The 12291-nt window shown below is 65.7% G+C and carries 9 protein-coding genes; 5 read left to right on the forward strand and 4 right to left on the reverse strand.

Annotated elements, in window-relative coordinates; all coding sequences use genetic code 11:
• Positions 1-11: 11 nt before the first annotated feature.
• Positions 12-680 carry a glutathione S-transferase gene (locus tag RND78_RS11440; RefSeq protein ID WP_312728833.1) on the forward strand — a complete coding sequence of 223 codons (669 nt, stop codon included), beginning with the start codon at positions 12-14 and terminating at the stop codon, positions 678-680.
• Between the two features lie 303 nt (positions 681-983).
• Here the strand turns inward: RND78_RS11440 and RND78_RS11445 are convergent, their stop codons facing one another.
• A complete protein-coding gene (locus RND78_RS11445) occupies positions 984-1415 on the reverse strand; it encodes a DUF4174 domain-containing protein (RefSeq protein WP_312728834.1) in 432 nt (143 codons plus the stop codon).
• A 363-nt stretch (positions 1416-1778) separates the two neighbouring features.
• Here RND78_RS11445 and leuA point away from each other — a divergent pair, with 363 nt between their 5' ends.
• The 3 genes from leuA to RND78_RS11460 all read left to right on the forward strand — a co-directional run bounded on the left by leuA (position 1779) and on the right by RND78_RS11460 (position 7897).
• Positions 1779-3449: a 2-isopropylmalate synthase gene (leuA, locus tag RND78_RS11450; protein ID WP_312728835.1), complete on the forward strand. Its 1671-nt coding sequence runs from the start codon at positions 1779-1781 to the stop codon at positions 3447-3449.
• 140 nt (positions 3450-3589) lie between these two features.
• Complete coding sequence (locus tag RND78_RS11455; RefSeq protein WP_312728837.1) at positions 3590-6895, forward strand: EAL domain-containing protein; 3306 nt, start codon at positions 3590-3592, stop codon at positions 6893-6895.
• A gap of 51 nt (positions 6896-6946) precedes the next feature.
• Positions 6947-7897 carry an aldo/keto reductase gene (locus RND78_RS11460; protein ID WP_312728839.1) on the forward strand — a complete coding sequence of 317 codons (951 nt, stop codon included), beginning with the start codon at positions 6947-6949 and terminating at the stop codon, positions 7895-7897.
• Positions 7898-8492: 595 nt separating this feature from the next.
• Here RND78_RS11460 and RND78_RS11465 read toward each other — a convergent pair.
• Positions 8493-8954 carry an Lrp/AsnC family transcriptional regulator gene (locus RND78_RS11465; protein WP_312728841.1) on the reverse strand — a complete coding sequence of 154 codons (462 nt, stop codon included), beginning with the start codon at positions 8952-8954 and terminating at the stop codon, positions 8493-8495.
• Positions 8955-9087: 133 nt separating this feature from the next.
• Here RND78_RS11465 and RND78_RS11470 point away from each other — a divergent pair, with 133 nt between their 5' ends.
• Positions 9088-10236: an aminotransferase class V-fold PLP-dependent enzyme gene (locus tag RND78_RS11470; RefSeq protein WP_312728843.1), complete on the forward strand. Its 1149-nt coding sequence runs from the start codon at positions 9088-9090 to the stop codon at positions 10234-10236.
• On the opposite strand, the gene RND78_RS11475 is transcribed toward RND78_RS11470, so the two are convergent.
• A complete protein-coding gene (locus RND78_RS11475; RefSeq protein WP_312728844.1) occupies positions 10237-11028 on the reverse strand; it encodes an amidohydrolase in 792 nt (263 codons plus the stop codon).
• Positions 11016-12164, reverse strand: coding sequence for a pyridoxal phosphate-dependent aminotransferase (locus RND78_RS11480; RefSeq protein ID WP_312728860.1), 1149 nt, complete (start codon positions 12162-12164; stop codon positions 11016-11018). Before RND78_RS11480 ends, RND78_RS11475 begins: the two co-directional genes overlap by 13 nt.
• Between the last annotated feature and the right edge of the window lie 127 nt (positions 12165-12291).

Raw genomic sequence — 12291 nt, forward strand, 5'->3', positions numbered from 1 at the left:
AAGGAAAGACCATGATCGTCGTCCACCACCTGAACAACTCCCGCTCCCAGCGCGTGCTCTGGCTGCTCGAAGAGCTAGGCACCGATTATCGGGTGCAGCGCTACGAACGCGCTGCCGGTGGCCTGTTCGCCCCGCCGGAATTGCGTAAGGTGCATCCTCTGGGCAAGTCGCCGGTGATCGTCGACGGCGACCTGACCCTGGCCGAGTCCGGCGCCATCGTCGACTACCTGGCACGGCGCTATGGCCAACAGTTGCTGCCATCCCAGGACAGCCCCGAGTTCGTGCGCTACACCTACTGGCTGCACTACGCCGAGGGCTCGGCCATGACGCCGCTGCTGCTCAAGCTGGTGTTCGACCGCATCGCCACCTCGCCCATGCCCTTCTTCGCCAAACCCATCGCCAGGGGCATCGCCGCCAAGGCCACTGCCAGCTTCATCCAGCCGCAGCTCGACCTGCACCTGGACTACCTGGAAAGCCAGTTGGGCAGCAGTGGCTGGTTCGTCGGCGACAGCTTCACTGCCGCCGATATCCAGCTCAGCTTCCCCCTGGAAGCCGCCAAGGCTCGCGCGGGCCTGGACAACGGCAAGCGACCCAAGCTGGTGGACTTCCTGCAACGCATCCATGCCCGCCCGGCCTACCAGCGGGCATTGCAGCAGGGTGGACCTTACGTCTACGCCTGAACCCACACGCACGGCCTTATCGCGGCCATGGGCAGCTCCTACGCGTAAGGATGCTTCTGTAGGAGCGGCCCATGGCCGCGATAAGACAGTTGCTCCCATGGGAAAGATCGGTGCTTGTAAGATCGGCCGCATCGGCGGACCGCCATGGACCCAGGCCCCTAGCCTCGTAGCGTGGAAAACCGCGCAGCGTTTTCCACCTTTCCCCACGCAAAACGGCGGACAAGGCTACGCCGTTGTCCGCCCTACGCCTGGCCCAACCTTGCATCCCTCTGCTGGGAGAGGGCTGGGGTGAGGGAACCACGACTACCGCCGCATCGGCATCCGATCAATGGTGCCGAACAGTTCCTTGAGCGACCACCCCTGCTGCTCGCGCATTTTTATCCCACCATCCTTGCCCACCAGGTAAAGGGTGGTCGGCTGCCCGGCCCGGGCGTCGAGCGCCTTGAGCAGGGCCCGGGTCTGCTCCGGCCGCAACGGCTCGTCGTTGCGACTACCGGCGTCACCCACCACCGTATAGAGCACCATCTCCCGCTCGACGAAGGCTTCGCGATTGGCCGGTTGCGCCAGGGCCTCACGTAGCTGCGTCACCTGGGGATCGTTCGCCGTGGGCGCCACCAGGATCAGCGGCCGGGTCTTCCAGCGCTCGGCTGCCAAGGGGTTGTCGGCGGCCTGGACCGTGGCCGCCAGGCCGGCAAGCAAGGTGGTCGCCAACCCGACCAGGGACAGGATCTTCATGGCTGCTTTTCTCCAGGGCAATTGAGTCCAAGCCGCAAGCTTCGACCCCAGGCAGACGATAGGGATCGCTCGGGCGACTTCCCGTTACCGAAAGAAGACCATCGAGCCATTTCAGAAATCACCAAAACATTCGAAAAACAAGCAATAAATCACCAACAAAACGCCGTAGGCATACAAACCTGCCAATTTCAAAAAGAACATTGCGAGCCCTACCCAGGGCGGACTAACGTAGGCGCCATGCACAACGCCCACACCCTCATCCTCCTCCGGCAGCACCGCTGCCTGCGATTGGTCAGCCCCCGACTGCGACGCTCGACCGCGCTCGCCTCGTAAGTCCCGACCACGCCCAAGGAAAGAATCGCCATGACCATGCTCAAAGACCCTTCGCAGAAATACCGTCCCTTCACCCCTGTCGCCCTGCCCGACCGTACCTGGCCGGACAAGGTCATCGACAAGGCGCCGATCTGGCTGTCCACCGACCTGCGCGACGGCAACCAGTCGCTGATCGAGCCGATGGACGCCGAGAAGAAGATGGCCTTCTTCAAGTGCCTGGTCGCCGTGGGCCTGAAGGAAATCGAGGTAGGCTTCCCCTCCGCCTCCCAGACCGACTTCGACTTCGTCCGCGAGCTGATCGAGGGTGGCCATATCCCCGACGACGTCACCATCCAGGTGCTGACCCAGGCCCGCGACGACCTCATCGAGCGCACCTTCGAATCGCTCAAGGGCGCCAAGCGCGCCATCGTCCACTACTACAACGCCTGTGCGCCGAGCTTCCGTCGCATCGTCTTCAACCAGGACCAGGCGGGCGTCAAGGCCATCGCCGTGGCCGCCGGCCAGACCATCGTGCGCCTGGCCGCCGAGCGTCCGGAGACCCAGTGGGGCTTCGAGTATTCCCCCGAGGTGTTCAGCTCCACCGAGACCGACTTCGCTGTCGAGGTGTGCAACGCGGTGATCGCGGTGTTCGCACCGACCCCGGCCAACAAGCTGATCCTCAACCTGCCGGCCACCATCGAGTGCGCCACGCCGAACAATTACGCCGACCAGATCGAATGGTTCGGCCGCCACATCGACCGCCGCGACAGCGTGCTGATCAGCGTCCACACCCATAACGATCGCGGCACCGGTGTGGCCGCCTCGGAACTGGCGGTGATGGCCGGCGCCGATCGCGTCGAAGGCTGCCTGTTCGGCAACGGCGAGCGCACCGGCAACGTCTGCCTGGTGACCCTGGCGCTCAACCTCTACACCCAGGGTGTCAATCCCGAGCTGGACTTCTCCGACATCGACGCCGTGCGCAAGACCGTCGAGGAGTGCAACCAGTTGCCGGTGCACCCGCGCCATCCCTATGTCGGCGATCTGGTCCATACCGCCTTCTCCGGTTCCCACCAGGACGCCATCCGCAAGGGCTTCGCCCAGCAGAAGCCGGATGCACTCTGGGAAGTGCCCTACCTGCCCATCGATCCGGCCGACATCGGTCGCGACTACGAGGCGGTCATCCGCGTCAACAGCCAGTCGGGCAAGGGCGGCATCACCTTCCTGCTGGAGCAGGAATACGGCATCAGCCTGCCGCGCCGCATGCAGATCGAATTCAGCCAGGTGGTGCAGCGCGAGACCGATCGCCTGGGCCTGGAGATGACCGCCGCCCAGATCCATGGGCTGCTCGAACAGGAATACCTGCAGGCCAAGACGCCCTACACCCTGGTCAGCCACAAGTTGCGCGAGGAAGACGGCACCTCCACCGTGGACATCCAGGTGGCCGTGGACGGTCGTACCGAGCACTGGCACGGCACCGGCAAGGGTCCGCTGGAAGCCCTGGTGGCCAGCCTGCCCCAGGCCGTGGAAATCATGGACTACCACGAGCACTCCATCGGCGCCGGCACCAACGCCAGGGCTGCCTCCTACATCGAGATCCGCCTGGAAGGCCAGCGTCCGCTGCACGGCATCGGCATCGACGAGAACATCACCACCGCCAGCTTCCGCGCGCTGCTCAGCGCCCTGAATCGCGCGGTCATCCAGGCGCAGGCCAAGGCCGCCTGAGGCTGACATTCGTCAAAGCAAAGGGAATGCCCGTCGGTGTTCCCTTTTTTTATGGCGCCACTGCATCGATACTGACCGCCTCAAGGACTCCTCGTACCGCCGCCCCTGCGGCGTCCGGTACGCTCTGGTACGGATGGTCGATGAACGTCTCTTCGCTTCGCGTCCCGCCTGCTCTGGGTAGCGCTCTGGCGCTTTGCGGCGTCTTCTTCCTCAGTTCCCTGCTGTGCCTGGCGCTGAGCCGCCAGCTCACCACGGTGGCTATCCTCTGGCTGCCCAACGGCCTGGCGCTGGTCTGGCTGCTGCGCAGTCGGCGACGGCACTGGCCCCTGCACGCCATCGCGCTGTTGGTGGCTGCCGTGCTAGCGGATCTCGCCAGCGGCGGCGCGGTACTGCGCGGCCTTGGCTTCGGCCTGAGCAACCTGGGCGAGGTGCTGCTCGGCGCCCTGCTGCTGCGGCGGCATCCACTCAGCTTCGACCGCAACGTCGCCACTATGGGCCGACTGCTGATCTACGGGGTATTGCTGCCCCCGCTGCTGGGCGCCACCCTGGGCACCCTGATCTTCCTAGACAACGCCGCCGACCTGCTGACGGTCGCCGTCCACTGGTACATCGGCGATGCACTGGGCCTGCTGGTGGTGCTGCCGCTGGCCAATCTTTCCTGGCCCTTGCGCTGGTCGCACTTCACCCGCCACAGCCGTTGGGAATTCCTCGCGCTGCTACTGCTGAGTCCCTCCCTGACGCTGCTGACGCTCTGGTACCTGCCCTATCCGTTCGTCTATCTGGCCACGCTGCTGATGCTGATGACCATGCGCCTGACCGTGACGGGTACGGCGCTCGTCGGCGGACTCCAGGTGCTGCTGCTGGGCACCCTGCTCACCCATGGTCACATCATCGACCTGAAACAGGCCCCGCTGGCCATCCAGGCCTTCACCTACATCCCCGTGGCCCTGATGCAGATCCCGCCGCTGCTGCTGGCCGCCGCCGTCCAGCAGAGCCGTTATCAGCACCGGCGCCTGCTGCGCAACCAGGCGCGCTATCGACATGCCATGCAGACGGCTCCCTACGGCATGGCGCTGGTGTCGACCCAGGGGCTGCTGACCGACGTCAATCCGGCCCTGGAGCGCATGCTGGGCTATCCCAGGAACGCGCTCGAAGGCTGTCCATTGCGGATACTGCTGGCCGAACAGGGTGGCGAGCCGGATTTCGGCGAGGTCGAACAACGACTGCAGCTGCACCACCACGATGGCCACGCGCTCTGGGTGGAGCTGGCCTGCTCTCCCGACCACGACGACCAGGACCTGCTGACGGGCTACCTGATCCAGGTGCGCGACATCGATGCCGAGCACCGCGCCGACGAACTCAACGCCAGCCTGCGCGAACGCCTGGAACTGGCGATCCGGGCCAGCAATCTGGGCATCTGGGAATGGGACAGCCATTCGCCGGGCTTCTACGGCGACGCCCGCCTGCGCGAGATCTACGGCATACCCCCGGACAATCATAGAAGGGACATGGAGTTCTGGCTCACCTTCATCCATCCCGACGACAAGGCGCGCTCGCTGGAGGTCTTCGACAAGGTCGCCAGCGAATCGATGTTCTACACCTTCAACTTCCGCATCAACCGCGGTGGTCCGGGGGGTGAGGTCCGCCATATCCGCTCCGACCTGATCTCGGTGGTCGCCCCCGACGGCCATGTCCGCCTGGTGGGAAGCAACAGCGACGTCACCGAGCACCATCGCCTGACCACGGCGCTCTACGAGGAAAAGGAACGGCTGCAGGTCACCCTCGCCTCCATCGCCGATGCCGTGCTGACCACCGACATCGAGGGTCGCATTCTCTTCCTCAATCCTGTCGCCGAACAACTCACCGGCTGGTCACTGGCAGATGCCCAGGGACACCCCCATGAGGAGATCTTCCGCATCCGCGACAGCCAGAGCGATACGCCCCTGTCCAGTCCAGTGACTCGCTGTCTGCACGAGCAGACCATCACCTCCCTCGAGGAAGGCGCCGTCCTGCTCAGCCGCCACGGCGAACGCCACGAGGTCCAGGACTCCGCCGCGCCGGTGCGCACGGTCGACGGGCGCATCATCGGCGCGGTACTGGTGTTCCAGAACGTCACCCACGCCCGCAACCTGCAGCGCGAACTGAGCTACAACGCCTCCCATGACGCCCTCACCGGCCTCTACAACCGCCTCAAGTTCGAGCAGGAGCTGGAGCTGGCCTGGCAGCAGGCCCAGACCGGCAACACCCAGCACGCGCTGTGCTTCATCGACCTGGATCGCTTCAAGGTGGTCAACGACTCCGCCGGCCACGCCGCCGGTGACCTGCTGCTGCGCGAACTGGGCACCCTGCTGCGCGACTCCCTGCGCGGCTCCGACGCCGTGGCGCGGATCGGCGGCGACGAATTCGCCCTGCTGCTGCGCGACTGCGACCTGGTACAGGCCGAGGCGGTGGCCGACAAACTCATCGCCAGCATCGGCGCGGTGCGCTTCAACTGGCAGAACCGGGTCTACGACGTCGGTGCCAGCGCCGGGATCGTCGCCATCACCGCCGAGACCCTCAGCCCCGCCGAACTGATGAGCCAGGCCGACGTCGCCTGCTACACCGCCAAGCATGCCGGGCGCAATCGCGCTGCCCTCTATCGGGCAGGCAGCGAGGACGTCGAGCGCCAGCACCGGGAAATCCTCATGGCCAGCGGCCTGCGTGAAGCCCTGGAGCAGAATCGCTTCGAACTGCATGCCCAACCGATCGTTGCCACCCGCGCCAGCGACACGGCCGAGCAGCATGTCGAACTGCTGCTGCGCCTGCGCGACGTCCAGGGCCAGCTGATCTCCCCGGCCACCTTCATCCCGGCTGCCGAACGCTTCGGCCTGATGAGCAACATCGACCGCTGGGTGGTGCGCCAGGTGCTGGTCGACCTGGTGCCCTGGCTGCAGGAGCGGCCACAGTTGCACGTCGGCATCAACCTCTCGGGCAACAGCCTGAGCGATCCGGAATTCCTGCCCGAGCTGCTGGAGCTGATCGCCGCCTCGCCGCTGGACCCAAGACGCCTGCTGTTCGAGCTGACCGAGACCGCGGTGATCAACAAGCTATCCGTGGCCTCCGCCCTCATCAGCCAGGTACGCGAACGCGGCTGCCGCATCGCCCTGGACGACTTCGGCGCTGGCCTGAGCTCCTTCACCTACCTGAAGAATTTCCGCGTCGACTTCGTGAAGATCGACGGCAGCTTCGTCCGCAACCTTGACCAGGACCCGCTGGATCGGGCTATCGTCGAGTCCATCAACCAGGTCGCCCATCACCTGGGCGCCGAGACCATCGCCGAATTCGTCGAATCCCGGGCGACCTTCGAGCTGCTCGGCGCCATCGGCGTGGACTACGCCCAGGGCTACGCCCTCGGCAAGCCCATCCCGTTGCAGGAATGGCAAGGACCGCCCCGCTTCGAACCTTGAGTCGCGGCCATCGGTCGTAACCTGCATGACTCCCATTCGGAAGAGGATCCCATGCAAAAACGTACCCTTGGCCACTCCGACCTGCAGGTCCCGCCGCTCTGCTTCGGTGGCAACGTCTTCGGCTGGACGCTGGACGAGGCCCAGTCCTTTCGCATGCTGGACGCCCTGCTGGAGACCGGGCTCGACTTCATCGACACCGCCGACGTCTATTCCCGCTGGGCGCCCGGCAACCAGGGCGGCGAGTCCGAAACCCTGCTCGGCAAATGGTTCGCCCGGAGTGGCAAGCGCGACCGGGTGATCCTGGCCACCAAGCTGGGCATGGACATGGGCGAGGGCCGCAAGGGTCTCAAGGCCAGCTATGTGCAGCAGGCGGTGGAAGCCTCGCTCAAGCGGCTGCAGACCGATCGTATCGACCTCTACCAGGCCCATTGCGACGATGCCGACACCCCGCTGGAAGAAACCCTGGGTGCCTTCGCCCGGCTGGTCGAACAGGGCAAGGTACGGGTGATCGGTGCCTCCAACTATGGCGGCCAACGGCTGCGCGAGGCGGCCCAAATCGCCCAGCGCCTGGGGGTTCCGGCCTATCAGAGTCTGCAGCCGCATTACAATCTGCATGCCCGCAAGGACTACGAGACGGACCTGGAACCCGTGGTCAAGGAACTCGGCCTGGGCGTGATCAGCTACTTCTCCCTGGCCAGCGGCTTCCTCACAGGCAAGTACCGCACCAAGGACGATCTCCAGGGCTCCCGCGCGGAGATGGCCAAGCGCTACATGGACGAACGCGGCATGGCCATCCTGGCCGGCCTCGACGAGATCGCCGAAAAGCACGACGCCACCCCGGGCCAGGTCGCCCTGGCCTGGCTGATCGCCCGGCCCAGCGTCACCTCTCCCATCGTCAGCGCCACCTCCCAGGCCCAGCTCGACGACCTGGTGGCCGCGACCCGGTTGCAACTGCCAGCCGACGACATCACGTTGCTGGACCAGGTCAGCGCCTATCACTGAGTCACCAGCTTGATCGCGGCCGTGCCGGTGCGCCGTAGCGACCGCTCATACAGACTCAGGCATAACTGTAGGAGCGGCCCATGGCCGCGATCTTGCCTGGGCTGATTGAAGTAAACCGTGCTCGGCCCCCCTCTCCCTCCGGAAGAGGGTTGGGGTGAGGGTACGCCTCGCAGGACGCCCCTAGTGGAAAAGGCCGCGCCGTTTTCCACGCTACCCATCTGGCAGTGATCATAGGATCCAATCGCGGCCATGGGCCGCTCCTACAGTAGCCTGAATCTGTAGGAGCGGCCCATGGCCGCAATCTTGCCTGGGCTGATTGAAATAAACCGTGCTCGGCCCCCCTCTCCCTCCGGAAGAGGGTTGGGGTGAGGGTACGCCTCGCAGGACGCCCCTAGTGGAAAAGGCCGCGCCGTTTCCACGCTACCTATCTGGCAGTGATCATAGGATCCAATCGCGGCCATGGGCCGCTCCTACAGTCAGTAGCCTGAATCTGTAGGAGCGGCCCATGACCGCGATCTTGCCTGGGCCGATTGAAATGCCCCCTGGTCGGATAACCCCCTCTCCCTCCGGGAGAGGGCCGGGGTGAGGGTGCCCATCACCGCACGTAATCCAACGGCAACGCCGTGCTGTACTTGATCTGCTCCATGGCGAAGCTGGAGCTGACGTCCAACAGCCCCGGCACCTGGATCAGCCGCTTGTAGACGCCATCGTAGGCGGCGATGTCCGGCACCACGATGCGCATCAGGTAGTCGGTATCGCCGGCCATGCGATAGAGCTCCACCACCTCGGGGATGGCCGCTACCGCCGCGTGGAAGCGCTGTAGCCAGTCTATGGCGTGCTGGTTGGTGCGTACCGAGACGAACACCGTCACGCCCACGTTGAGTTGCGCCGGGTCGAGCAGCGCCACCCGCGCGCGGATGACGCCCTGCTCCTCCAGCTTCTGGATGCGCCGCCAGCAGGCGGTGGTGCCCAGGCCAATGCGCTCGGCGATATCGGCTACCGGCCGGGTGCTGTCCTGCTGCAGCACCTCGAGAATGGCGCGATCGAAACGATCCATGGAAAAATTTTCTCTCTAAGCGCTATATCAAGGAATCATATTCTAATTCGATTGCCACCCAGCGAGTTAAAAGCAAATTTCTTCCGGGCTAGTGGCGTTAACCTGATGCCATCCAAATCCCCCGAGGCCCGCCATGGACGCTTCCCCGCTGTACTTCGACTACGCTGCCACCACCCCGGTCGATGACGTCGTCATCGAAGCCATGCTCGGCTGTCTGGGCCGGCAGGGTGTGTTCGGCAATCCCGCCTCGCGCGGCCATGCGTTCGGTAACGACGCCCAACGCGCCGTGGATACGGCTCGGCAACAGGTCGCCGAATTGGTCGGCGCCCAGCCCGAGCAGTTGATCTGGACCTCCGGTGCCACTGAATCCAACAACCTCGCCCTGCTCGGCGTGGCACGCCGTCGCGGCAAAGGCCATCTCATCACCAGTTGCCTGGAGCACCGCGCGGTGCTGGATACCGCCGCACAACTGGAAGCCGAGGGTTTCGCGGTCACCTACCTGGCCCCGGACGAGCAGGGCCTCATCACCCCCGAAGCCGTGGCGCAGGCCTGGCGTGACGACACCTGTCTGGTCTCGCTCATGCTGGTGAACAACGAAGTGGGCACCCTGACCGACATCGCCCGTATCGGCACCCAGGTCCGCGCCCGTGGCGCGCTGTTCCACGTGGACGCCGCCCAGGCCACTGGCAAGGTCGCCATCGATCTCGCCCGGCTGGACGTCGACCTCATGTCTTTCTCGGCGCACAAGACCTACGGCCCCAAGGGCATCGGCGCGCTCTACGTCGGTCCACACGCGGAAGGCGCATTGCAGGCCCAGATCCATGGCGGGGGCCACGAGCGCGGGCTGCGCTCCGGGACTCTGGCCACCCACCAGATCGTCGGCATGGGTACCGCCTTCGCCCTGGCAGGCCAAGCCATGGTTCGGGAACACGAGCGGCTCACCAGGCTACGCGACCGCTTTCTGGCCGGCGTACAACGTCTGCCCGGCACGCGCCTGAACGGCTGCGCCCAGCAGCGTATCCCCCACACCCTGAACCTGACCTTCGCCACACCGCTGAACACGACCGCACTGCAGCGCCAGCTGGCCTTTTCCACTACCTCGGCCTGCAGCTCGGCCAAGGCGGCGCCGTCCCACGTGCTGCTCGGCCTGGGTCTGACGGCGGACCAGGCTTCACGCAGCTACCGATTCAGCCTGGGCCGCTACACCACCGAGCAGGACGTGGACCAGGCCATCGCCCTGATCCAGGCCCATCAGGCCCAGCCGGCGCCTTTCTGGGCCTGATCAGTCCAGGCTGAAGGCGTCGGCGTCGCGCTGCGCCGGGAAGCGCTGGCGATAGGCGGCGAGCTCGGCGGCCGAGAGCGTCGTATGGAAGAGGCCGGCCGCCGCGCCGGCTTCGACCAGGGGCTCGCCCTGGAAGTCCAGCACCTGGCTGTCGCCGGCATAGGGATGGCCATTGCCGTCGCTGCCGATGCGATTCACCGCGGCGACGTAGCAGAGATTCTCGATGGCCCGCGCCGGCAGCAAGCGGTTCCAGTGGCCGCGCCGCGGCGCTGGCCAGTTGGCCACATAGAGCAGCAGGTCGGTGTCGTCCTGCGCCCGACTCCAGACCGGGAATCTCAGGTCATAGCAGATCAGCGGGCGAATCCGCCACCCCTTGAGCGCCACCAGCAGGCGCTCCTCGCCGGGGGCATAATGCTCATGCTCGCCGGCCATGCGAAACAGATGGCGCTTGTCGTAGTGCAGCAACTCGCCCTCCGGCGCCGCCCACAGCAGTCGGTTGCGGTGCTGGCCGTCCTCATCACGCACGATCAGGCTGCCGGTCACCACGGCGCCGAGGCGCCGAGCCTGCTCCAGCAGCCAGGCAGCCGTCGGCCCCTCGGCGGGCTCGGCGAGGGCTGCCGAGTCCATGGAAAAACCGGTGGTGAACATCTCCGGCAGGATGACCAGATCGGTCTCACCCACCGCCGCCAGCAGTCGCTCGAAATGAGCACGGTTGGCCACGGGGTCGTGCCAGGCCAGCTCGCTCTGCACCAGGGCCAGGCGCAGATCCTGGGTCGGGGTTAGATCGCGCATAGCCGCTCCGCTGCCTGACGCAGGGTCTCTTCGCGCTTGGCGAAGCAGAAGCGCACCAGGCGTAGGCCTTCGGGCGGCGTCTGGTAGAACACCGACAGCGGAATGGCGGCGACACCCTGCTCGCGGGTCAGCCATTCGGCCATCGCCAAGTCGTCCAGCTCCGGGCGGATGGCGGAGTAGTCGACCACCTGGAAATAGGTACCGGCGGCGCGCTGGAAGCTGAAGCGCGAGTTGCCCAGCAGATCGCAGAAGAGATCGCGCTTGGCCTGGTAGAAGGCCGGCAGCTCGGCCAGGTGCTCGGGGTGGGCCGCCATGAAGTCGGCCAGGGCGCACTGGATCGGCGTCACCCCGCAGAAACTCACGTACTGGTGCACCTTGCGCAATTCGACGCTTAGCGCTGGCGGCGCCACCACATAGCCGGTCTTCCAGCCGGTGACGTGGTAGGTCTTGCCGAAGGAACTGACCACGAAGGCACGGGCATAGAGTTCGTCATGGGCGATGACACTGGCGTGGCGCTGGCCGTCGTAGACCAGGTGCTCGTAGACCTCGTCGCTGACCAGATAGAGATCGCGGCCACGGATCAGCGCGGCCAGGCGGTCCAGTTCGGCGGCGTTGATCAGGGCGCCGCTGGGGTTGTGCGGCGTATTGAGCACGATGGCGCGGGTGCGCGGGCTCAGGGCCGCTTCCAGGGCGGCCCAGTCGATACCGAACTCCGGCAGCGCCAGGGGCACATGCACGCAACGCCCGCCGGCCAGTTGCACCGTGGGCTCATAGCTGTCGTAGCAGGGATCGAAGACGATGACTTCGTCGCCCGGGCGGACCAGGGTCTGCAGGGCGCAGAACAGTCCCTGGGTGGCGCCGGGGACGATGGTGATCTCGGCCTCGGCATCCACCTCGCGGCCATAGAAGGCGGCAACCTTGGCCGCCACCTGCTGGCGTAGCGCCGGCAACCCAGTCATGGGCGCGTACTGGTTGTGGCCGGCCGCGACATGACGTCCGACCGCCTCGAGCAATTCGGCGGGACCGTCGAAGTCAGGAAAGCCCTGGGAGAGATTGAGCGCACCGGTCTGAGCGGCGAGCTGGGACATGCGGGTGAAGATGGTGACGGCGAGGTCGGGAAGCTTGCTCTGGATCATCGCACGGGCACAGGTCTGGTTGAAAAGACCAGCAGCCTGCGATTTTTTCACCGCCAGGGCAAGGGAGGGGGCTTGGAAAAGGGAGCGGTTCGGTCCACGCGTCCAGCTGGACGCTCGATTCAAGGCT

Source organism: Pseudomonas oryzihabitans (assembly GCF_032027545.1).
Classification (GTDB): Bacteria; Pseudomonadota; Gammaproteobacteria; order Pseudomonadales; family Pseudomonadaceae; genus Chryseomonas; species Chryseomonas oryzihabitans_F.

Bases quoted from the DNA above. Each gene is read 5' to 3' on its own strand.
- RND78_RS11445 (WP_312728834.1), bottom strand. From the start codon at position 1,415: ATGAAGATCCTGTCCCTGGTCGGGTTGGCGACCACCTTGCTTGCCGGC.
- RND78_RS11480 (WP_312728860.1), bottom strand. From the start codon at position 12,164: ATGATCCAGAGCAAGCTTCCCGACCTCGCCGTCACCATCTTCACCCGC.
- RND78_RS11475 (WP_312728844.1), bottom strand. From the start codon at position 11,028: ATGCGCGATCTAACCCCGACCCAGGATCTGCGCCTGGCCCTGGTGCAG.
- RND78_RS11465 (WP_312728841.1), bottom strand. From the start codon at position 8,954: ATGGATCGTTTCGATCGCGCCATTCTCGAGGTGCTGCAGCAGGACAGC.
- RND78_RS11470 (WP_312728843.1), top strand. From the start codon at position 9,088: ATGGACGCTTCCCCGCTGTACTTCGACTACGCTGCCACCACCCCGGTC.
- leuA (WP_312728835.1), top strand. From the start codon at position 1,779: ATGACCATGCTCAAAGACCCTTCGCAGAAATACCGTCCCTTCACCCCT.
- RND78_RS11440 (WP_312728833.1), top strand. From the start codon at position 12: ATGATCGTCGTCCACCACCTGAACAACTCCCGCTCCCAGCGCGTGCTC.
- RND78_RS11460 (WP_312728839.1), top strand. From the start codon at position 6,947: ATGCAAAAACGTACCCTTGGCCACTCCGACCTGCAGGTCCCGCCGCTC.
- RND78_RS11455 (WP_312728837.1), top strand. From the start codon at position 3,590: ATGAACGTCTCTTCGCTTCGCGTCCCGCCTGCTCTGGGTAGCGCTCTG.